The sequence below is a fragment of the Mycolicibacterium cosmeticum genome (assembly GCF_000613185.1).
GTDB lineage: Bacteria > Actinomycetota > Actinomycetes > Mycobacteriales > Mycobacteriaceae > Mycobacterium > Mycobacterium cosmeticum.
The window spans coordinates 30,732-51,663 of record NZ_CCBB010000003.1; the positions used below are offsets into that span (position 1 = coordinate 30,732).

At 68.8% G+C, this 20,932-nt stretch carries 26 protein-coding genes; 9 read left to right on the forward strand and 17 right to left on the reverse strand.

Annotated elements, in window-relative coordinates; all coding sequences use genetic code 11:
• Positions 1-70: 70 nt before the first annotated feature.
• A complete protein-coding gene (locus tag BN977_RS19140) occupies positions 71-997 on the forward strand; it encodes a LysR family transcriptional regulator (RefSeq protein ID WP_036400680.1) in 927 nt (308 codons plus the stop codon).
• Between the two features lie 18 nt (positions 998-1,015).
• Here BN977_RS19140 and BN977_RS19145 read toward each other — a convergent pair whose 3' ends face one another.
• From BN977_RS19145 to BN977_RS19180, 8 genes are all read right to left on the reverse strand, one after another.
• Positions 1,016-2,389: an NAD(P)/FAD-dependent oxidoreductase gene (locus BN977_RS19145; protein ID WP_051562092.1), complete on the reverse strand. Its 1,374-nt coding sequence runs from the start codon at positions 2,387-2,389 to the stop codon at positions 1,016-1,018.
• Positions 2,390-2,471: 82 nt separating this feature from the next.
• Entirely contained in the window at positions 2,472-3,659 is a 1,188-nt protein-coding gene (locus BN977_RS19150) for an AI-2E family transporter (protein WP_036400683.1), read from the reverse strand.
• Positions 3,660-3,803: 144 nt separating this feature from the next.
• Complete coding sequence (locus tag BN977_RS19155; protein ID WP_165576355.1) at positions 3,804-4,916, reverse strand: glycosyltransferase family 4 protein; 1,113 nt, start codon at positions 4,914-4,916, stop codon at positions 3,804-3,806.
• Positions 4,917-5,076: 160 nt separating this feature from the next.
• Positions 5,077-5,529 (reverse strand): hypothetical protein, encoded by a 453-nt coding sequence (locus BN977_RS19160; protein WP_036400686.1) that lies wholly within the window; start codon positions 5,527-5,529, stop codon positions 5,077-5,079.
• A 2-nt stretch (positions 5,530-5,531) separates the two neighbouring features.
• On the reverse strand, positions 5,532-6,242 hold the full coding sequence (locus BN977_RS19165) for an HAD family hydrolase (protein WP_036400688.1): 711 nt from the start codon (positions 6,240-6,242) through the stop codon (positions 5,532-5,534).
• Between the two features lie 80 nt (positions 6,243-6,322).
• Positions 6,323-7,363 carry an NAD-dependent epimerase/dehydratase family protein gene (locus BN977_RS19170; RefSeq protein ID WP_036400690.1) on the reverse strand — a complete coding sequence of 347 codons (1,041 nt, stop codon included), beginning with the start codon at positions 7,361-7,363 and terminating at the stop codon, positions 6,323-6,325.
• Positions 7,364-7,367: 4 nt separating this feature from the next.
• Positions 7,368-8,396 (reverse strand): sensor histidine kinase, encoded by a 1,029-nt coding sequence (locus BN977_RS19175; protein ID WP_024451026.1) that lies wholly within the window; start codon positions 8,394-8,396, stop codon positions 7,368-7,370.
• A 3-nt stretch (positions 8,397-8,399) separates the two neighbouring features.
• A complete protein-coding gene (locus BN977_RS19180) occupies positions 8,400-9,092 on the reverse strand; it encodes a response regulator transcription factor (protein ID WP_036400692.1) in 693 nt (230 codons plus the stop codon).
• Positions 9,093-9,195: 103 nt separating this feature from the next.
• On the opposite strand from BN977_RS19180, the gene BN977_RS19185 reads away from it, so the two are divergent.
• Genes BN977_RS19185 through BN977_RS19205 form a run of 5 tightly spaced genes read left to right on the forward strand, consistent with a single transcriptional unit; the run spans position 9,196 to position 12,707 of the window.
• A complete protein-coding gene (locus tag BN977_RS19185; RefSeq protein ID WP_036400694.1) occupies positions 9,196-9,852 on the forward strand; it encodes a glycosyltransferase family 2 protein in 657 nt (218 codons plus the stop codon).
• Positions 9,849-10,517 carry a TIGR04282 family arsenosugar biosynthesis glycosyltransferase gene (locus BN977_RS19190; protein ID WP_036400696.1) on the forward strand — a complete coding sequence of 223 codons (669 nt, stop codon included), beginning with the start codon at positions 9,849-9,851 and terminating at the stop codon, positions 10,515-10,517. Before BN977_RS19185 ends, BN977_RS19190 begins: the two co-directional genes overlap by 4 nt.
• Complete coding sequence (locus tag BN977_RS19195; RefSeq protein ID WP_036400699.1) at positions 10,517-11,146, forward strand: methyltransferase domain-containing protein; 630 nt, start codon at positions 10,517-10,519, stop codon at positions 11,144-11,146. The genes BN977_RS19190 and BN977_RS19195 overlap by 1 nt, the downstream gene beginning before the upstream one ends.
• Positions 11,143-12,243: a molybdopterin-dependent oxidoreductase gene (locus BN977_RS19200; RefSeq protein ID WP_036400701.1), complete on the forward strand. Its 1,101-nt coding sequence runs from the start codon at positions 11,143-11,145 to the stop codon at positions 12,241-12,243. Before BN977_RS19195 ends, BN977_RS19200 begins: the two co-directional genes overlap by 4 nt.
• Positions 12,240-12,707: a hypothetical protein gene (locus BN977_RS19205; RefSeq protein ID WP_036400703.1), complete on the forward strand. Its 468-nt coding sequence runs from the start codon at positions 12,240-12,242 to the stop codon at positions 12,705-12,707. The genes BN977_RS19200 and BN977_RS19205 overlap by 4 nt, the downstream gene beginning before the upstream one ends.
• Here BN977_RS19205 and BN977_RS19210 read toward each other — a convergent pair.
• From BN977_RS19210 to BN977_RS19230, 6 genes are all read right to left on the reverse strand, one after another.
• Entirely contained in the window at positions 12,633-13,979 is a 1,347-nt protein-coding gene (locus BN977_RS19210) for a hypothetical protein (RefSeq protein ID WP_036400705.1), read from the reverse strand. The genes BN977_RS19205 and BN977_RS19210 overlap by 75 nt on opposite strands.
• A gap of 78 nt (positions 13,980-14,057) precedes the next feature.
• A complete protein-coding gene (locus BN977_RS32015; protein ID WP_084172624.1) occupies positions 14,058-14,204 on the reverse strand; it encodes a DUF4193 family protein in 147 nt (48 codons plus the stop codon).
• 86 nt (positions 14,205-14,290) lie between these two features.
• Complete coding sequence (locus tag BN977_RS19215) at positions 14,291-14,698, reverse strand: nitroreductase family deazaflavin-dependent oxidoreductase (RefSeq protein ID WP_024451018.1); 408 nt, start codon at positions 14,696-14,698, stop codon at positions 14,291-14,293.
• Positions 14,699-14,723: 25 nt separating this feature from the next.
• Positions 14,724-15,029: a DUF4235 domain-containing protein gene (locus BN977_RS19220; RefSeq protein WP_024451017.1), complete on the reverse strand. Its 306-nt coding sequence runs from the start codon at positions 15,027-15,029 to the stop codon at positions 14,724-14,726.
• Positions 15,030-15,031: 2 nt separating this feature from the next.
• A complete protein-coding gene (locus BN977_RS19225) occupies positions 15,032-15,343 on the reverse strand; it encodes a DUF3618 domain-containing protein (RefSeq protein ID WP_036400708.1) in 312 nt (103 codons plus the stop codon).
• Positions 15,330-15,749: a phage holin family protein gene (locus BN977_RS19230; protein WP_036400710.1), complete on the reverse strand. Its 420-nt coding sequence runs from the start codon at positions 15,747-15,749 to the stop codon at positions 15,330-15,332. Before BN977_RS19230 ends, BN977_RS19225 begins: the two co-directional genes overlap by 14 nt.
• A 201-nt stretch (positions 15,750-15,950) precedes the next feature.
• On the opposite strand from BN977_RS19230, the gene BN977_RS19235 reads away from it, so the two are divergent.
• Genes BN977_RS19235 through BN977_RS19245 form a run of 3 tightly spaced genes read left to right on the forward strand, consistent with a single transcriptional unit; the run spans position 15,951 to position 19,200 of the window.
• Positions 15,951-17,186 (forward strand): PP2C family protein-serine/threonine phosphatase, encoded by a 1,236-nt coding sequence (locus BN977_RS19235; protein WP_084172625.1) that lies wholly within the window; start codon positions 15,951-15,953, stop codon positions 17,184-17,186.
• Positions 17,183-18,760: a sensor histidine kinase gene (locus tag BN977_RS19240; protein WP_036400712.1), complete on the forward strand. Its 1,578-nt coding sequence runs from the start codon at positions 17,183-17,185 to the stop codon at positions 18,758-18,760. The genes BN977_RS19235 and BN977_RS19240 overlap by 4 nt, the downstream gene beginning before the upstream one ends.
• Positions 18,757-19,200 (forward strand): response regulator, encoded by a 444-nt coding sequence (locus BN977_RS19245; protein WP_024451012.1) that lies wholly within the window; start codon positions 18,757-18,759, stop codon positions 19,198-19,200. The genes BN977_RS19240 and BN977_RS19245 overlap by 4 nt, the downstream gene beginning before the upstream one ends.
• Here BN977_RS19245 and BN977_RS19250 read toward each other — a convergent pair.
• The 3 genes from BN977_RS19250 to BN977_RS19260 form a co-directional block, all read right to left on the reverse strand.
• Positions 19,173-19,649 (reverse strand): ATP-binding protein, encoded by a 477-nt coding sequence (locus BN977_RS19250; protein WP_024451011.1) that lies wholly within the window; start codon positions 19,647-19,649, stop codon positions 19,173-19,175. The genes BN977_RS19245 and BN977_RS19250 overlap by 28 nt on opposite strands.
• A 31-nt stretch (positions 19,650-19,680) precedes the next feature.
• Complete coding sequence (locus tag BN977_RS19255) at positions 19,681-20,058, reverse strand: STAS domain-containing protein (protein WP_036403971.1); 378 nt, start codon at positions 20,056-20,058, stop codon at positions 19,681-19,683.
• A gap of 93 nt (positions 20,059-20,151) precedes the next feature.
• A complete protein-coding gene (locus BN977_RS19260) occupies positions 20,152-20,856 on the reverse strand; it encodes a HemK2/MTQ2 family protein methyltransferase (RefSeq protein ID WP_024451009.1) in 705 nt (234 codons plus the stop codon).
• Positions 20,857-20,932: the final 76 nt, after the last annotated feature.

Genomic DNA, 20,932 nt, shown 5'->3' on the forward strand with positions numbered 1-20,932 from the left:
TCAAAACAATCAGTCCAGCGAATGTTTATGATCAGAACCGGTAAGTAAGTTTGATGAATGTGGGTCGCGGGTGCTCAACTTGCAACGATTGACCATGCTCTACGAGTTGGACCGGCGCGGCACGCTGGCCGCGGTGGCGCGGGCCCTGTCCTACAGCCCGTCGGCGGTGTCCCAGCAGCTTGCTCAGCTGGAGCGGGAGGCCGGGGTGGCGCTGACCGAACCGGTCGGACGCGGCGTCCGGCTCACCGAGGCGGGCCGCATCCTGGTCGATCACGCCCGGGTGGCCATCGCCGCGCTGGAGGACGCTGAAACCGCATTGGCGGCGGCGCAGGGCAGGGTCGGCGGCCGGCTGCAGGTCGCGTCCTTCCAGACGGTTCTGCTGTCGCTGCTGCCCGCCGCACTCGATGCGCTGGAGCGTGATCACCCCGAGTTGCGGGTGGACGTCGCCCAGCGCGAGGCCGAGGCGGCCATGTCGGGACTGCTCACCGGCGGATTCGACGTCGTGCTCGGCGAGGAGTATCCCGGTGAACCCTTCCGGGGCCGTCCGGACATGCACCGGGTGGACCTCGGCGCGGACGAGGTGTTGCTGGCGGTGCCGACGTTCGGGCCGTGGAGTGCGCCCACCGCGCTGGCCGACCTCGCGGACGCGCCGTGGGCACTCGATCCCCGCGACTCCGCGCCCGGGCGCTGGGTGCGAGAACTATGTCGCGACAACGGATTCGAACCGCCCACTCGATTCGACGGGGTCGACCCGCTGGTCCATGTGCAGATGGTGGAGTCCGGTCGGGCGGTCTGCTTCGTGCCTGCGTTGCTCGGTCGGCAGCGACTGCAAGGTGTGCGGCTGTGTCGGCTGCCCGGTGCGCCCACGCGTCAGCTCTTCACGCTCGTCCGCGCCGCCTACGCCGTGCACCCGTCGGTGACCGCCTTCCGGGACGCCCTCGGTACCGGCTTCTTGGCTCACGAGTCCCGGACACTGGGAGCAAAACGGTTGCGCTGAAGCCTGTTTCGGATTCTGTCACGGTGCGCTGCGGTCGGCGGTTTCTCTTTCACCGACCGGCAGCATGTTGGGATGGAAGAACTTCAGCCAGGTGTAGGGATGTTCGGGCGAGGTCGTACCGCCCAGGATGAACGTCCGGTCGGTGCGGCTGGCCCGGGCAATGGTCACCAACCAGCTGCCCAGCGTGCTGATCCGGTTCTCGATGCCGGTGAGGAACGCGATGTGGATCAAGCCCCAACCCAGCCAGCCCAACAACCCCGCCAGGCGGATGGGTCCGGCTTGCAGCAGCGCGTTACCCCGGCTGATATAGGCCGCCGAACCCAGATCGCGGTAACGGAAGGGTCGCCGCGGCTTGCCCGCCAAACCGCGGCGGATACAGGACGCGGCGTGGATGCCGCCCTGCATGGCGTTTTCGGCGACACCGGGGAGGTGATCGCGGCCGACGAGATCGCCGATGACGAAGATCTCCGGATGGCCGGGAATCGACAGGTCCGAATCCACCGCGATGCGGCCGGCGCGATCGGATGGAGCTCCGGTGACCTCCGCGACGCGGCGCGCGAACGGCACCGCCTCCACACCGGCGGTCCACAACACCGTGCGCGCCGAATAATCCGTCGACGGACTGCCGTCCTTCGGGGTGACGGTCACGCCGTCGGGCCGGACATCGGTGACATGCACACCCAGGTGCAGTTCGACACCGAGTTGCTGCAGTGTCCTGGTGGCCTTTTCGGTCAGGTCGGGGGCGAAGCTGCCCAGAATGCTGTTCCCGCCGTCGAACAACAGCACCCGGGCCTCCTCGGGCTCGATGCTGTGGAACTCGTGTGCCAGGGCGCGGGTGGCCATCTCACGGATCTGGCCCGCCAGTTCCACCCCGGTCGGGCCGCCGCCGGCCACGGCGAAGGTGAGCCAGCTGTCGCGTTCCGGTCCCGGCGGCAGCGTCTCGGCGATCTCGAACGCGCCGAACAACCGCCGGCGGATGCTCAACGCGTCATCGAGCGTCTTCATCCCAGGTGCCCATTGCGCGAATTTCTCGTTGCCGAAATAGGCCTGCCGCATGCCGACCGCCACCACCAGCACGTCGTAATCCAGCGTGTAGGTGGACTCGTCGGGCCTGCGCACGGTCACCCGGCGCGCGTCGGCATCCAGGTCGATCGCCTCTCCGAGCAGTGTCGTGACGTTGCGGTGCCGTGCCAGTTCCTCGCGCAGTGACCGGCTGATCTGACCGATGCTGAGCGTCCCGGTGGCGCACTGGTAGAGCAGGGGCTGGAACACGTGGCAGGCCGCCCGGTCGACCAGCGTGACGTCGACGTCGGCCTTCCCGAGCCGGCGGGCGCAGAACAGGCCGCCGAATCCGCCGCCGACGATCACTATCTTGGTCCGAGACGTCGTCATCACCATCACTCCATGTCGCTAGCAGGGGCTCATCCCGTAGTACCCGTTGTGCGGCGTCTTGGGTACCTGACGGGCCGACGGATCACGCGTTGTCCAGCCTGGGGTACAGGATTTCGGCGACGAGCAGCGCAATGGCGGCGGCGACGGGGATGGCCACCAGCGCGCCGACGATGCCCAGCACCGCACCGCCGATCAGCACCGCCACGACGGTGACCAGTGCCGGCACGTCGACCGCTCGCCCGATGATGCGCGGTATCAGCAGATAGTCCTCGGCGAGCCGGAACACCACGAAGAAGACGATGGTCGCCACACACACCGGCCAGGACACCGTCCACGCCACCGCCGCGACCGTGACCCCGGCGATGGTCGAACCGACCACAGGCACCAGATCGAGCAAGGCGACCAAGATGCCGAGCAACAGGGCATAGGGAACGTCGAACGCGTAGAGCCAGATCATGGTGGCCGCACCGGCGATGAGCGAGATGATCACATTGCCCAGCAGATATGCCCCGACCTTGGCGAACACCTCGTCGCCGATGAGGATCGCGCGAGGTCGCCGGGAGTGCGGCACCAAGCGGTAGAGGAACGTCCGGATCCGCGGCAGGTCGATGAGGAAGTAGATGGTCAACACGACCACGATGACGGTGTCGACCACCGCCTCGACCAGAGCCGAACCCGCACTGATGACCTGGTTCAGCGCCGATCCTCCGGACGCGTCGAGCATGTCGGTGAGCCTGCGTTGCAGCTGGAAACGCTCGTTGAGCCGGCCGATCGTCGACGAGTGGTCCTGGGCCTGCTGCAGGTAGTGCGGCGCTTGGGTGATGAGCTGGCTGACCTGTTGGGACAGTGGCGGGATGGCGGCGGCCATGAACGCGCCCAGCAGTGCGGCGACCACCACGAACACGATCGTCGTCGCCGCCCAGCGTGGCAGCCGGCGATTCACCAGCCATGACACGGCCGGCTCGAGCCCGAGGGCGAGAAAGAAGGCGACACCGATCAACAGCAGCATCGACGACATGATCGACAACAGGTGAACCGCGCCGTAGGTGACCGCGACCCCGGCGGCCGCCGTCATCCCGATGTAGAAGGGCGAGCGGCGATCGAAGCGCCGGCCGGGAACGCCCAACGGCCGGTCGCCCGTGCTGATCTCGGCGGCGCGCTGCTCGGCGTCGGCCACCGGGCCCTCGTCGAGGACGGTGTGCGGCTGACCGACCCGGTCGTGATGGCCGTCCGGCGCCTGGGCGTCTGTCTGGACATCGTCAGCCGACATGACGCCTCGCCGAATCGAAGGAAGGAATCACGGCGACCTCCAGCTCCCGAGCGGGAAAGTGCGTGCTCGCCCGGCATAGCGGAAATACCCTGCACGAGGGTCAATTAATCGTCGTCCGGGAACGGTTGCCGCCCCCGACCGTGGTTATCCGGTGCCGCCGACCGCTCCCGCCCTGGAGGACATCGCGTTCTCGTAGACCCATTCGTATTCTTGTGCCACACGCGGCCAGCTGTAGCGGCTGCGGGCCCGGGCCCGACCGGCCGCACCCATGCTCATTCGCGCAAAGGGCTGGGCCAGAAGCGTTTTGATGGCTGCGGCCAGCTCCCGGGGCCGCCCCGGCGCAATCAGCAGGCCCGTGACGTCGTCGATGACGGTGTCGGCGAGGGCGCCGGTGTCGTGGGCGATCAGCGGGATGCCGGCGGCCATCGCCTGGAGCACCGTCGAGTGATCGGTGCACAGGGCCGGCGTGCAGGTGGCGATATCGGCACGTTCGAGCCGGGCCAGTGCCTCGGCCGGGGTGAGCACCGCCATCTCGACGCGGTCCTGCACCCCGAGCGCGTGGGCCAGCTGCATGGCGGCGTCCAGGCGGTGTCGTTGGGGCGGTCGACCGATGCCGAGGAAGTGCGCTTCCGGCACGACCGGCAGGGTCCGGATCACCGCCTCGAACCCGGGATCCAGGTCGTCGGAACCTGCCAGGCCGGCGATCAGGTGTCCGGGCCCGTGCGTCCGCGCCTCGGGCGGCAAGGACTGCTCGAACATCGTGACGTCGATGCCCCCGGCGATCACCGAGGTGCGGCGGCGTGACCGGCGCAGCCGGGCGACCGTCTCCAGTTCCTGGCTCGATCCGGTCGTGACCCAGGTGGCGGTTCGCGCCACCAGCGCCGCCAGCCGGGTCTGCGCGGGCTTGGCCATGCCGACACGCGGGCCGAGCGGGGCGGTGCCGTGGAACGACTGGACGGTGGGCAGCCCGTGCCGGTCGGCGGCGAGCTGGGCGAAAAGCCCGATCGGCCAGGAGTGTGCCTGGACCACATCGGGGCGGTCCCGCTCCCAGGCGGTGTCCAGCTTGGCGGCGAGTTCGCTTGCGGCCCCGGTGATCGTGACGACTTCCGATGCCGGCAGTCCCGGCGCGGCGGGGGCCTGCGACGCGTCGTCGCCGAGGCTGTACACGGTCACTTGATGGCCGGCCTGGCTGAGCAGCCCGGGCAACCACCGGCCGTGCTCGGATGCCGCGCAGGACTGCCCGGTCGTACCGATCACCATTGCGATTTTCAATGCGCCCCCTGAACCGCGCGTGCCTGAACACGAATTTGCTACCCGATCGCGAGGCGCGCGCAAACGCTGTCCGGTCAGCTCTTCGCATCGCGGTGAAGTGTTTCGCTGCGCGGACGATCGCCGCCATGCGGGCGCGGGGCGCGGGTCAGCGCGGGCGGATGCCGACGGCGGCCAACCCCAATCCGGCGACCGCAAGCCAGAAGGCGTAGGTCGCGGTCCACATCGGCGCCGTGACCGGCAGCTGTGTTGCGAGGGCGGCACGCAGCGCCCCGAAATGGGTTTTCCAATATGCGGCCGCCAGCAGGCAGGTGAGCACGAGGACCACCGCCCGCGCGGGCCATCCGGCGAGACGGCGGTCGCGCATCACCACCGCCAACACCACCGCCGCTGCCACGGCGACGAACAGCGCCGTCCAGCCCAGCAGCAGGGTCCGGTCGACCACGCGCCGGCACACGTACAGCCCACCGCATTCGGGCAGCGGTCCCACCACGGTGTAGGCGCCGGCGACGAGGGAGCCGACCGCACACAGCGCCCCAGCCGCCCATGCCGCGCGTCGGAGCGCGGACGGCGCGCCCCCGGTGCTGCGGGCCTGGATCACGCTCAGCAGGTTAGCGGGTCCGGCCTCACGGTGGCCGACAACGCGGCGATGGGACTGGTGTCGAGGTTTGCCAACAGGTCGCGCGGGTCGTCGTAGATCACCTTGGCCCCGGCACAATCCAACTCGCAGGTGCCCACCCCGCCGCTGCGCAACCCGATGGTGACCACACCGGCGCGCCTGGCGGCCAACGCATCCCAGGTCGAATCGCCGACGAACACCGCGCACGACGCGTCGACGCCGGCCCGGTCCAGCGCCACGTGCACGATGCCGGGGTCGGGTTTGGCCATGTCGACGTCTCGCGAGGACGTCACCATGGAGATCACGTCGTCACAATCCAGTACGCGCCGCAGCAGCATCAACTCGTCCTCGGGCGCCGACGTGACGAGCACGACATGCATGCCCAGGTCCGAAACCCGGTGCAGCAGATCGCGCGCACCGGGCAGCACCGTCAGCAACGAGGCCATCTCACGGTAGAACTGGCCGTGGTGATCCTTGAGCCGGTGCTGCATGGCCTCGTCGGCGCCCCGTGCCAGGGTGCGGATCAAGGTGTCGCCGTCCATGCCGATACAGCGGTGCACCCGCCAGGCGGACACGGGCTGATCCTCGACCTCGAAGGCACGCACCCACGCGTGCACGTGCACGTAATTGGAGTCCACGAGCGTGCCGTCGACGTCGAAGAGGACCGCAGGAACATCGGAAGAAGCCGGCCGCATCGTCTACTCCTCTTGTCACGTCGAAGTGTTCGAGGCATACCCGATGCCCGGCTGGGGCAAACTGGACGACAGACTGGCGCTCAGCGCACCGCGGGACGAAGCGGGGCGACGGCGAAATCGGTGATCCCGTCGGCGGGATCGACCGCCGCGCGGAACCCCAGCCGGGCGGCGGCCCGGCCGGGATCGGCGACGATGTGCCGGACGTCACCGCTGCGGTAGCGGCCGGTGATCTCCGGTTCGCCACGCCCGCGCGCTGCGCACAACCATTCGGCCACTTCCCGAATGGCCACCGGCCGCCCGGAACAGACGTTGAACGCCTCGAACCCGCCCGACTCGGCGGCGATGGCCGCGAGATTGGCGGCGGCGATGTCGTCGACGTGGACGAAATCGCGCATCTGCCCGCCGTCTTCGTAGACCTGCGGCAGCGTCCCCGCCTCCAGCGCCGACCGGAAGATCGCCGCCACACCCGAGTAGGGCGTGTCGCGCGGCATGCCGGGCCCGTACACGTTGTGGTAGCGCAGCGCGACGACCGACGCGCCCGTCGCCTCGGCCCAGGCCAGTGCGTAATGCTCCTGTGCCGCTTTGCTTGCCGCGTACAAACTGCGCGGACGCACCGGTTGATCCTCGTCGACCAGGCGCCACCGCAGCGGCTCACCGCCCAGCGGGCAGCGGTGTTCGAAGACCCCTCGATCCAGATCGGCCTTGGTGCGCGGCAGCGGGTCGACGGGCCCGTGAACATCGCAGTCGTACCGCCCCTGCCCGTACACCACCATCGACGACGCCAAAATCAGTCTGCGACAGCCGGTGGCATACATCTGGGCGAGCAGAACCGCGGTGGCGTAATCGTTGTTGGCCGCGTAGGCCGGCGCGTCGGCGGCGTCCACGCCGGCTCCGACGACCGCCGCCTGATGGCAGACCACGTCGACCCCGCGCAGCAGCGCGGCCAGTCCGTCGGCGTCGCGCAGGTCGAGGCGTGTGCAATCGTGCGGTACCTCGGCGCCGGGACCGTGCGCCGCGGTCAGCATGGCATCCACGGCCACCACCTCGTGCCCCGCGGCCCGCAACGCACCGGCGATGCGGCCACCGATGAACCCCGCGGCGCCGGTCAGCAGAACCCTCATCGGCTCAGATCTCCTCGGCCAGCGGCAGGCGCACCTCGAACCGGGCGCCCGTTCCCAGGTTGTGCGCCGACAACGTTCCCCGGTGGGCCTGCACCAAACCCGCCGCGATCGCCAATCCCAGCCCGGATCCACTGGGTAGCGACGAATCAGCGCGGGGCACACGGCCATTGGAGCCACGGTAGGCAATGTCGAAAACTCTGGGCAGGTCGGTCTCGTCGATGCCCACACCGGTGTCGTCGACGCGGGCCCACGCACCGAGGTCGTCGCGACCGGCCGTCAGCTCCACCCGCCCGCCCTCGGGGGTGTGCGCGATGGCGTTGGCGACGAGGTTGGACAGCACCCGCACCAGGGCCCGCCCGCTGCCGACGACGTGCACCGGCTGCGACGGCAAGCTGGCACGCAAGTGCACTCCGGCGCGTTCGGCCGCTATCCGGTGTGCGGCCACCACGTCGTCCACCACCTCGTCCAGGGCGACGGTGTCCAGCGCCGGTTGCACCGCGCCCGCGTTGATCTTCGACATCTCGAAGAGGTCGTCGACCATCTCCGAGAGTCGAATCGATTCCTGCTCTATGTGTTTGGCGTGTTCGCGGGTTTCGGCGCCGTCGACCAGGCCGTCGGCGATGGCTTCGGCAACCGCCCGGATCCCGGCCAGCGGTGTCCTCAGGTCGTGGCTGACGAAGGCCACCAACCGGCGCCGGGACTGTTCGGCGGCCCGCTCGGAATCGCGGATCTCCTGCTCCCACACGGTGCGGCGGGCCTGGTACCGGGCCAGCATGACCGCGGCCGGGATGGTGACCACCGAGACGATCACCAGGACGACCGCGGTGCGTTCGAAGGTCTCGGTGATCATGAAACCGCTGGCGCCCAGGACACCGGTGAAGGTGGCCAGCGTCGGAATGAGAACCAACGCCACCATGCTGACCGCCAGCGACCAGGAGCGCGCCAACCTGATGGTGAGCGCGCCGGCGATGACGACCGGCACTGAACACGCCAGCGCCCACCCCACGATCTCCCACACGTCGGTGGCCGGCATCGGCTAGTTCTCCCCGCTGATGTGTTCGGCGGTGCCCCAGAGATATCCCCGCCCCCAGACGGTCTGGATGCGGTGGTGGGCGCCGAGCTTGGCGCGCAACCGCTTGATGTGCACCGTGACGGTCGACATGTCCCCGAAGTCCCACTGCCACACCAGCTTCAGCAGTTGATCGCGGGAGTGCACCGTATCGGGATGCGACAGGAAGAAGGTCAGCAGATCGAACTCCCGCGCGGTCAAGCTGACCGGTCTGCCGTCCGCCGTCACGGTCCGCGCGGCGGTGTTCAGCCGCAGCCCCGCACAGTGCAATTCGGCGGGGAGTTCCGCCGGCGGCGGGGTGCGGCGCAACACCGATCGAACCCGCAGCGCCAGCTCACGCGGGCTGAACGGCTTGGTGAGATAGTCGTCGGCGCCCGCTTCCAGACCGGCGATGCGGTCATCCTCCTCACCGAGCGCGGTCAGCATGATCACCGGCATGCCGTAGTCGTCGCCGCGGCGCAGGCTGCGGCACAAGGTCAGACCGTCGGGGCCGGGCATCATCACATCGAGGATCGCCAGGTCGATGTGCAGGGATTGCAGCAACCGCAAAGCCTCTGCACCGTCCCCGGCCGCCGCCACCACGTGGCCGTCCCGTTCCAGATAGCGGCGCACCACGTCCCGGACCACGGGGTCGTCGTCGGCGATGAGTACCCTCGTCACCCCCGTGACACTACTGCGCCGACGTCGCGACCTGCAGCGATGTCACGGACTCGTCATTATTGCGCCCTTTCCATGCCCCTGCGGCAGGCATACGTTCGATGGCATGCGGCAATCCAGGGTGACGGTGGTGCTGCCTTGTCTGAACGAGGCGGCATCACTTCCCGGCGTGCTGGCGGCCGTCCCGCCCGGTTACCGCCCGCTGGTCGTCGACAACAACAGCACCGACGGCACCGCCGAGGTGGCCCGTGCCCACGCGGCCGAGGTCGTGCACGAGCGCAGGTCCGGCTACGGGGCCGCGGTGCACGCCGGGGTGCTGGCAGCCGACAGCCCGATCGTCGCAGTCCTGGACGCCGATGGATCGCTGGATCCCGCGGCACTGCCGGCGTTGGTGACCGAACTGGACAACGGTGCCGACCTGGTGGTCGGACGGCGCCGCCCGACACCGGGTACCCACTGGCCGTGGCACGCCCGGCTGGGAACCGCGGCGGTGTGTTGGCGGCTGCGCCACCGCCACGGCCTGCCGGTACACGACATCGCGCCCATCCGGGTGGCCCGCCGGGATGCCCTGCTGGCGCTGGGGATTGCCGACCGACGATCCGGGTATCCGCTGGAGTTGTTGGTGCTGGCAGCGCGCAATGGTTGGCGCGTAGTGGAACGCGATGTCAGCTATCGGTCGCGCACCGGCGGCCGGTCGAAGGTCAGCGGATCACTGCGTGGCAGCATCACCGCGGCGGTGGATTTCTGGCGGGCCATCACATGAGGGCGCCGTGGCCGGTGAACATCGTCGTGGTGGCCAAGGCACCGGTTCCCGGTATGGCCAAGACCCGGCTGGCGGCGACCATCGGCGCCGAATTGGCAGCCGATTTCGCGGCGGCCGCCCTGCTGGACACCCTCGACGCGGTGGCCGCCACCCCGGTGTCGGCCCGCACCGTCGTACTCACCGGTGATCTGCGCCGGGCCAGCGCCGCCGCCGAAATCCGGGAGCGATTGCAGGCCTTCACCGTCATCGGCCAGCGCGGCGCCGACTTCGCCGCCCGCCTGGCCAACGCCCACCGAGACGCGTCCCGCGCCGGATATCCGGTGCTGCAGATCGGCATGGACACCCCTCAGGTGAGTGCCGCACTGCTGGCCGAGTGCGCGCAGGCGCTGCTCGGTGCCGAGGCGGTCCTGGGCCCCGCCGACGACGGCGGCTGGTGGGCACTCGGGCTGTCCGACGCATCCGAGCCTGACTGGTTGGCGACCGTGCCGATGTCCCGGCCGGATACCGGCGCGCACACCCTTCGCGCCCTGCGCGGCCGTGGACTGGATGTCCGCCTACTGGCGACGCTGGCGGACGTGGACACCGTCCACGACGTGGAACCGGTTCGGCGCCAGTGTGACCCTGCCAGCCGGTTTGGCCGTGCGGCAAGCGCTTTGGAGGTCTGATGTTCGGTAACCTCTACGACCGCGCGCTCACCGGAGAGCGCTGCTGGATCCGGCACACCGACGGAACCGTGCATCGTCTGCCGGTACACAACTGGCTGGGTGGTCGGCATGCCGACGTGCGTTTCGACCGGGCGGTGCTGGACCGCTGCGACGGACCCACGATCGACCTGGGGTGCGGGCCGGGGCGGCTGGTCGCCGACCTGATCCGCCGTGGCATTCCCGCCCTCGGTGTGGACGTGTCGGCGACGGCGGTGGAATTGGCCCGGCGCAGCGGCGCACCGGCATTGCTGCGTGATGTCTTCGGCCCCCTTCCCGGCGCAGGACGGTGGCAGACGGTGGTGCTCGCGGACGGCAACATCGGGCTCGGCGGTGACCCGGTCAGGATTCTGCGGCGTGCCAGGGACCTGCTGAGTCACGGCGGGTGCTGCCTCGCCGAATTCGACTCGGCGCCAGGCGGAATACGCCACCAATGGGTGCGGTTGGAGTCACCCCGCACGATCGGCCCGTGGTTCCGTTGGGCGACAGTGGGATTCGACAATGCTGCGCGCGTCGCGGGGGAGGCCGGTCTGGCCATCACCGGGATTCATCCGATCGGTGAGCGGATGCTGGCCAGCCTGGCTCCGCGATGACCGGCGTGCGGGGGACCGCGGTGACCGCACGCGTCGGTATCGCGTTGGGTGTGGCCATCGCGGTGTGCTTCGGCACCGGACTGATCAGCCACCTGATCCAGCATCCGGTGCCCTGGTTCTCCTGGCCGACGAGGCCGGTCTGGCTGTACCGGTTCACCCAGGGCGCTCACGTCATCGCCGGCATCGCGGCTATCCCGCTGGCCATCGTCAAACTGTGGTCGGTGTGGCCGAAACTGTTCGAGCGTCCGGTGATCGGAGGTCTCACCCGCCAACTCGAGCGGCTGTCGATCCTGGTGCTGGTGGGATCGGTGCTGTTCGAGTTGTCCACCGGCCTGCTGAACATCGCCCAGTGGTACGTGTTCGGGTTCTTCTTCACCACCAGCCACTATGCGGTGGCCTATCTGGCGGCCGGGGCGGTGCTGGTACACGTCGCGGTCAAACTGCCGGTCATCCGCCGCGCGCTCGGTGATCGGATCGACGACGTGGCCGCCGGCGGCACCGTCGGGCCGACCCGGCGCACCGTGTTGCGGGGCACCTGGCTGGCGGTCGGCGTGGCGACGGTGGTCACCGCCGGGCAGACGATTCCGCTGCTGCGGCAGGTGTCGGTGCTGGCGCCCCGGTCCGGGGCGGGGCCGCAGGGGCTTCCGGTCAATCGCACCGCGATCGCGGCCGGTGTCCTGCGCCGGGCCTACGCTCCCGATTACCGGCTGACCGTCGTCGACGGGGCGGTGACCCGGTCGTTCACGCTGGCCGAACTGACCGCACTGCCGCAGGTGACGCACCGGCTGCCGATCGCATGTGTCGAGGGCTGGAGCGCGGATGCCGACTGGACCGGTGTCGTGCTGGCCGACCTGCTGGCGGCGGCCGGTGCAGGTCTGGACCGGGAGCTGCGGATGGTGTCCCTGGAACCTCCCGGCCCCTACTCGAGAACCGTGCTGCCTGCCGCGCATGCGCGCGATCGGATGACCTTGATTGCGTTGCGGCTCAACGGCGAACCGTTGCACGCCGACCACGGCTATCCGTGCCGGCTCATCGCACCGTCGCGTCCCGGGGTACTGCAGACCAAGTGGCTCAGCCGGATCGAGGTGATTCCGTGACCGCCGTGCGGGCAGGGCTGTTGCTGGCGGGTGCCGGGTTGGCGGGTTACGGCGCCTGGTTGTTGTCGGGCCAGCCGCCGGTGGTTCTGCTGCGCATGCTGACATGGGCGCTGGCGGCCGTGTTGATCCACGATCTGGTTTTCGCGCCGCTGTGTACGGCCGCCGGCTGGGCGGGCCGTCGGATCCTGCCGCAGCGCTGGTGGGCCCCGGTGGCGGTGGCCGGGTTGTGCACCGTCGTGCTCCTGGTGTTGGCGATTCCGGTGTACGACAAACCGGGGCTGCGGCCGGACAACAACACGGTGTTGAACCGGGATTATCCACGTGGCCTGTGGCTCAGCCTTGCGGTGGTGTGGCTGGCCGTGCTCGGGTATCGATTCATGGTGCGGCGCCTACCAATTCGTGAGAATGAGGTGGTTGAGCGCCAGCGCGCCGACGACGTTGACGGCCAGCCACCAGCGGCGTGACGACGCGGGTAGCAAGGCCCCCGCCGCGGTGAGCCAGACCGTGAACGGCAACCAGATCCGCTCCGTCTCGGCCTTGCTCAGCATGCTCAGATCGGCACAGACGACGGCCAACAGCGCGCCGAACAGCACCAGCACGAGCCCCCGGTGCTCGCGCAGCGCGGCACGGTCGAAGGCCCGGCTCAGGCCGGCGACCGAACCCAGCCCGATCGCGCAGACCACCGAGGCCAGGTTCGCCCAGGACCAGTACGCGAACGGCCGGTCGGCCGCAATGCCCTGCCAATATCGTTGCTGCACCAAGGTGTAGCCGTCGAACCACCAGAACCCGGCCACCGCGAACGCACCGGCCACCAGCCCGGCGGCGACGGCCGAGGCAGTCAGCAGCCGCACCGCGGTGCGCCGGTCGGTGGTGAGCAGGACCGCCAGCGCGGGCAACCCGATCAGCGCGAGCCCGTAGTTGAGGAAGATGCCCCAACCCAGCAACAACCCCGCTGCCAGGCCCAGAGAAACCGGGTGTCGGCTGCGGGTGGCCAGGGCCAGCAGAGCGATGCCCCACGCCGCGACTCCGGCGTAGTAACCGTCGGCCGACACCGCGATCCAGATCGCCGTGGGGGCCACCGCCACAAAGGGTGCCGCGGCCCGGGCCAGAGCTTCGCCGCAGAGGACCCGGACCGTGACGACGATCGCCGCCGCGGCGCTGGAGCCGATGAGCAGACACCACCATCCCGCCCACGCGCCGCCGCCCAAGCCCAGTCGATCCAGCCAGACGAAGGTCAGCAACGCACCGGGCGGATGGCCGGAGACGTGGGTGATCCAGGAGTCGGGCTGGTAGTCGAGAATCCTGGCCGAGAAGGTGCGGACCGCTTCGGGGATATCGGTGACCGTCGGCACCTGGCGCAGATACTCATGGCGGGCGGTCAGGCGCCCGGCGAACCCGCGCTGCCAGCCGTCCACCATCGCCAGCGCGAACGCCCACCCGCATGCGGTGGCCCAGGACGCCCAGGGCAGAGCACGCCATGGGAGCCGGTCTGCCACCGCCGGCCCCCACCACACGACCGCGGCACCGATCAGCAAGGCGGGACCCGATCCCCATCCGACATGCGCGTCCCACCAACCGAAGATCGGCGCGGTCTGGGCGAACGCCCTGATCTGGTCGGCGGAACTGTGGATCAGCGGGGTGACGCTGCCGAGGTGCAGATGGGGTACCGCGAACGCGGCGATGACGAGGAGCAGTCCGGCGCCCGCGGCGGCGGCTTCTCGGCTACGGACCTTCACACCCGACCACGTTATGGGACGCGGGCCGGCGCAGACCTGACGAAACGGTGACGTTGCGGCCGGTCAGCCGCACCGCCCTCACGAACAGTCGAAGCAGACCCGGGCGTCCTCGTCGGCCATGTTGTGCCGGTGATGGACCAGAAGACAACGACTGCAGACGAATTCGTCGAACTGATAGGGCAGCAACCCCACGGTGTCGCCGCGGCGCGCAAGATCGTGAGTCATGGTCACTGGCGGGTCCCTTCGAGTGCGGTATCACTGGCCTCAAACGCTGCGAGGATGATGCCCGCGCCACGCCCGTTATAAACCGGTTACCGCCGGCGGAGCTCGATGACGGGGATCACCCGGGTGGTCTTGGCCTGGTACTCGCCGAATCCGGGGGCCTGCTCGACGATGCGGTCATAGGCGTCGTCGCGTTCGGCGCGCGGTAGTTCGCAGGCCAACACGTCGTAGCTCTCGGTACCGATCTCGATATGGGCATGCGGATCGGCCCGCAGGTTGTGCAGCCAGGCCGGATCATGGTCGGCGCCCGCATAGGAACCGACGATGAGCAGTTTTCCGTCCAGCTCGAACGCCATCACCGGGTTGACCCGGGTCTGACCCGACTTGGCGCCGGTGGTGTGCAGCAACAGCAAGGTGTGCCCCTCGAAGGGGCCGCCCACTTTGCCGTCGTTGGCTCGGAACTCGGCGATGATCGAGTCATTCCAGTTGTCCGCCATGGTCGTCCGCTCCTCGGTGGGGTGGTCAGCTGCCGGGCCACTCTCCGGTTGCTCGCTCGAACATCCGGGCTCCCTGGCGATCGATCACCGTCTTGACGACGGAGAAGATCACGCCCTGCAGCGCCGCGGCCAGCAGTATCTCCCGGAAGGAGTATTCCGTCTGCAACGCACCGGGCGGGTCGGTTTGCTTCTTGTTGCCCACCGACCGTGCGGCGAGTTTCCAGACCTGTTTGAAGATCGCCCCGGCGACCAGGCCGCCGGCCACCGAACTGGCCAGGCCGACCGGCCGATACAGCACCCGGGCGGCCACACTGGGCTTGTTCGCGGCCATCGTCACCTCTCTTGTTTCTTGCGCCGCCAGATCACCAGGCCGATGACGGCCGCCGCCGCCCCTATCAGGGCCAGCGGAACTTTCCTGGCCGCGGCGGCGTCCTTGGTGTCGCGAGCGCGGTCGACGAGGTGGTCCTTGGTCGCCCGCGCCGTCTCGGTGGCCTTGTCCTGGACACGTCCCTTCACATCCAACTTGTCCGACAGTGCGCTCACCGTTTCGCCGAGTTCGTGCCGCGTCCGCTCGATATCGCGCTCGATCTCGTCGACGGCGGCATCGGCGCGCAACTCCGCGCGTGGTTGCTCAGGACCGGTCATGGCGCGCTCCCTTCACCTCGTCGATATCGGTCTTGACGCTGGTGACAACCTCGCGGGCGGCCGGCGGTACCTGCTGCACCTCTTTCCTGGCCACCACGCCGGCTATCGCTGCGGCAACGAACAGCAGCGCCGCGACGATCAGGCAGGATGCCCAGACCGGTAGGACCAGCGCCAGCGCGGCGGCTGCGGCGGCGACCACCGTGAGAAAGCCGGTGCCCGCCAGCAGGCCCGCGGTGCCGAACAAACCGGCGCCGAGGCCGGCTCGCTTCGCCGAGAGTTGAAATTCCTTCTGCGCCAACAGGATCTCATCCCGCACCAACCGTGACGTCTGGGCGGACAGCTGGGTCATCAGTTCGGTGACCGATGCCTCGTCCGCCGGTCGATGTGCAACGCTCGCCTCCGCCATCACACGCTTCCCTTCGCTCGCAGCTTCTCCGGCTGTGCCCGTCCGGAGGCGCCGTTAAACATCGCGGCACGCCCACATCAAGATCACCGTGAGTTATGACTTGGCCATGTCGAATGGGTATTGTCGGTTCTGTCACTGAAGCAGACGGTCAGCGCGACCAGGGTGACCTTCATACGTACTTTTTGAAGGACGTGATCATCCATGCGCGCCCCCTTGGATCCACCGCTCATGCCGGCACCGGTTGCCGGTGCCGCCGGGTTACCCGGTGCGCGGTTGTCGTTGTTGCTGGTCGAGGACGACCGCGCCGACGCCCTGCTGGTGGAGGAGCTGATCGCCGATACCGCCGCCGACATCGACTTCGTCTGGTCGCATTCGATGTCCGATACCGAGAGCAAACTTGCAGCGGCCCGGCCGGACTGCGTGTTGCTGGACCTGAACCTGCCCGACGCCGACGGCATCGACGCGCTGCACCGGATGGGCAAACTCGACCCCACCATTCCGATCATCGTGCTGACCGGACTCAACGACGAGCACTTCGGTGTCTCCGCGGTGGCCTCGGGTGCGCAGGACTACCTGGTCAAGGGGCGGGTGGACCCGGACACGCTGCGCCGCGCGGTGCTCTACGCCATCGAGCGCAAACGCGCCGAGCTCACGGCGGTGGACCTGCACGCCAGCCGGCTGCGCGCGGCCGAGAACGCGCGGCTGGAACGCGGGTTGCTGCCGTTACCGCTGCTGCTCGACGAGCCGGGGGTCAACATCGTCACCCAATCCCTGCCGAGCCGGCGCGAGGCCCTGCTCGGCGGTGATTTCTTCGACGTGGTGCAGACCGCGGACCGCACGGTGCACGTCATGATCGGCGACGTGTCCGGGCACGGCCCGGACGAGGCAGCACTCGGCGTCGCGCTGCGCATCGGCTGGCGGGCGCTGACCTTCGCCGGTCTGCGCGGAAACGACCGCATGCGTCAGCTGGACCGGATCCTGATGACCGAGCGCCCGGGCCGCGGGACGTTCGCCACGCTGCTGAGCGTCGCACTGGACCCGGACACCGGCGCGTTCAACGTGGTGCGTGCCGGGCACCCCGGCATGCTGCTGCACGGCGCGGGCACCGTGGAGTGGCTCGAACCCGCGGCCGGCCCGGCGCTGGGCCTGGGCGCCACCGAGTGGCCGGTCAACCGCCTGCAACTGCCGAAGAATCACGGTCTGCTCCTGCTCACCGACGGTTTGTTCGAGGGGCATTCGGGGCGCGGGGAGGAACGACTCGGGGAAGACGGTCTGCTGGCGCTGGCCCGCTCGGTGGCCGAGCTGCCGGGCCCGGACTTCGTGCACGCCCTGATCAGTCAGGCCGATGCGCGGGCCCGACCGCGCGGTGGTCTCACCGACGACATCGCGGTGATCCGGGTCGAGCGGGATGGCCGCGAGCCTGGGCCGACTCGATGAAGCTGACCGTACAAGGCTGGCAGAACCTGGTGCTGTCGGTGATGGGCTTGGTGGTGCTCTCCGGTGCGGTGGGCGGTGCGGTGCTGATGAGCCGGACCGACCAGGTCGCCGCCGAGCTGATCGACCACATCCAGCCCGCGCGGGTCGCCGCCTACGAACTGCAGGCCGCCTTGCGCGATCAGGAAACCGCGGTGCGTGGATACGCCATCGCCGCCGACCGGCAGTTCCTGAATCCCTATCAGGTCGGACAGCGCACCGAAGCCTCGGCGGCGCAGAACATCCGCGAGGACCTGGCCGGCCGTGCCGATCTCATCGGTGATCTCGACGCGATAGAACGCGCCGCCAACGACTGGCGTGCCGGGTATGCCGAACCCCTGATCGCCAGTGTCACCCCGGGGCGTCCGGCCGTGGTCGACGCCGCGACAGCGGAGCGTGGGAAGAACGAATTCGACGGGCTCCGTGATCTTTTCGATGTCCAGAACGGACATCTGGGCCAGGCGCGCAGCGCGGCGATCGACGAGCTGGACTGGGTGCGCAGCTGGCGCGACGGTGTGCTGGTGGCGATGGTGGTGGCGTTCCTGGTGATGGGGCTGCTGCTCGCGGTGGTGGTACGCAACGCTGTCACCCGGCCGCTGGACCTCCTTGCCGCGTCGTGCCGGCGCATCACCGAGGGCAACTTCGGCGAGCGCATCGTTCCCCGAGGCCCCCGCGATATCAGGGCCATCGCGGTCGACGTCGAGAACATGCGGCAGCGGATCGTCGAGGAGTTGGCGTCGTCGCAGTCGGACCGGGCCACCCTCGACGAACAAACCGAAGAGCTGCGGCGGTCCAACGCCGAGCTGGAACAGTTCGCCTATGTCGCGTCCCATGACCTGCAGGAACCGTTGCGCAAGGTCGCGTCGTTCTGCCAACTGCTGGAAAAGCGCTACGGGGACAAGCTCGACGAGCGCGGCGTCGAATACATCAACTTCGCCGTCGACGGTGCCAAGCGCATGCAGGTGCTCATCAACGATCTGCTCACGTTCTCCCGCGTCGGACGGCTCAACGCCACGCACACCGAGGTCGACCTCGATGCCACCCTGGACTCGGCGTTGAAGAACCTCTCGGTGGCCGTCGCCGAGTCGGGGGCAGAGCTGATCCGACCGCCGACGCCGCTGCCGTCGATCGACGGTGATCCGACCCTGCTGGTCATGTTGTGGCAGAACCTGATCGGCAATGCCGTGAAGTTCCGCCGCGAGGGTGTGGCACCGCGGATCACGATCGATTGCCGGCAGGGCGACGGCCAGGACGCGGACAATTGGGTCTTCACGGTGTCGGACAACGGCATCGGGATCGGTGAAGAATTCGTGGACAAGGTCTTCGTCATCTTCCAGCGCCTGCACGGCCGGGATGCCTACAGCGGCACCGGTATCGGATTGGCCCTGTGTAAGAAGATCGTCGAGCACCACGGCGGCACCATCTGGATCGACACGTCGTACACGGACGGCACCCGCTTCGTCTTCACGCTGCCCGTCACCCCCACCACAGAACCGAACGCCATCCCAGAGGCCGTCTTGGAAGGAACCCGCGAATGACCTTGCCCGAAGGTAGAGCAATCGACATCCTGTTGGTCGAGGACGACCCCGGTGATGAGCTGATCACCCGGGAAGCCTTCGAACACAACAAGATCAAGAACACTCTGCACGTCGCGCACGACGGCCAGGAGGGGCTGGACTTCCTGTATCGACGTGGCCCGTACGCCGACGCCCCGACGCCCGATCTGATCCTGCTCGACCTGAATCTGCCGAAATACGACGGACGGCAGCTGCTGGAGAAGGTCAAGTCCGATGCCGAGTTGTGCCACATCCCGGTCGTGGTGCTGACGACGTCGTCGGCGGAGGAGGACATCCTGCGCAGCTACAAGCTGCACGCCAACGCCTATGTCACCAAACCCGTCGACCTCGATCAGTTCATGAACGCGGTCCGGCAGATCGACGAGTTCTTCGTTCAGGTGGTCCGGCTGCCGCAGTTCTGAACCTCGGGTGGGCCGCCGGGAACCACGCCGATGTGGTCCCACTGCATCCGTACCTGGGTGCCAGCCGGCGTGCTGTCGATGTCCGCCCGGTCGGACAGGGCGTGCATCAACGGAATTCCGCGCCCCCGAGCCGGATCGGTGATCGTGGGGTCCTTGGGCCGCCACGTTCCCTCGTCGGCGACCGTCACGGTCAGCGTGCCCAGCCGCCGGTCGTGGTCGGCCTCGATGTGCATCAAGCCGGGCTGCTCGATGTTGACGTAGGCGAATTCCGCGGCGTTGGCCAACGCCTCGTTGACGGCCAGCACGATATCGCTGGCCTTGGTCGGGTCGAGCGTGAAGTGGCCACGCAACCATTCCGAAAACTCATGGCGCACAACGGCTGCGCGCTCGGGCGCCGCCGTTACGCCAATCCGCGTAAAGCGTGCACCTGATTGCGCTGCATCTACCATGTCGACTGCGGGCTACCCGATCGTGGTCCGTTTATGTCGCGATCGCGCTGAGGGCTTCGTCGAGTGTGGGGAACACGTCGACGACGTCGGCTATCCCGACGAGCTTGAGCGGCCGGCTGGTCGCGGGCCCGTCTGCCACCACGGCGAAGCGCACGGCCGGTGTCAGATCGCCGTGGGCGGCCACCAGCAGACCCATCCCGGCCGAAGCCAGGAAGTCCACCGCGGCCAGGTCGACCACCACGGCCTGTGGCGACGTCGCCGACGCCGCGGAGATCGCGGCCTCCAGTTGTGGCGCAGTGAGCATGTCGAGCGTTCCGGTCACCGAGATCACGCTGACCTCACCGATCCGCTTTTCTTCGACCGTGCAGCTGGGTGCGCCAGCGGCACCCTGCTCCGGCTGGTCAGTCATCGCCACCTCCGAGGTGTTCTTCGCTACTCCGGCAGTTGACAAAGTCTAACGACGAGCGCGGCACAACCCGCCGAAGCCTCGGGCAGCCGTCGATCACGGTTTGACCGCGGCGATGACGGCCAGGGTCTCGACGCGCTTGCCGACCGGCAGCAGCCCGGTCTCTTCCAGCCACCGGGCGCGGCTGTGCAGCACCGGTCCGAAGGGAATGCGCTTCTGGGCCACCACCGAACTGCGCAGGCCGTTGGCCGCCAGGGTGTTGACCGTGCGAGGGATGTCGGCCAGTTCCGACTGCACGACGAGCAGGGTGCCGTGCCGCCGCAGGAGCGCCGGCGCGGCCGCGCACAGGGGGTCGAGCACCTGCCTGCCGTCCCGGCCGCCGTTGACCGCCAGCGCGGGCCCTGGCACCTGCGACGGGCGCAGCTCAGGCGGCGCGGGGACGTAGGGCGGATTGCACAGCACCAGGTCGTACGGTCCCGTTGCCACGGCGCGGGTCCAGGTGCCTTCGAGCACCTCGATGTCGGCACCGGTGGCCAGCGCGTGAGCCCGGGCGCATTCGACGGCGGCGGGGGAGCGGTCGAAGGCGCTGACGGAATACGCGCCGGCGGCCGCGGCGGCCAGCGCCACCACACCGGATCCGGTGCACAGGTCGGCGACCGACAGCCCCTCCGGCGGCGCGACGGCCATCATCGCCTCGATCAGGAGATACGAATCGTGTTGTGGTTGATAGACGTCGGGGCCGACATCGAGCAATGGCCCGCTGAAGTCAGGCTTGGCGAGGCCATCGGCGGTGACGGTCATGGCATCCTTCCGGGCGGGCAATGTCGGCCGCTGGTCGGCCGGTCGTTGCGGACGGCTGATGATTCCCAGTTACGTG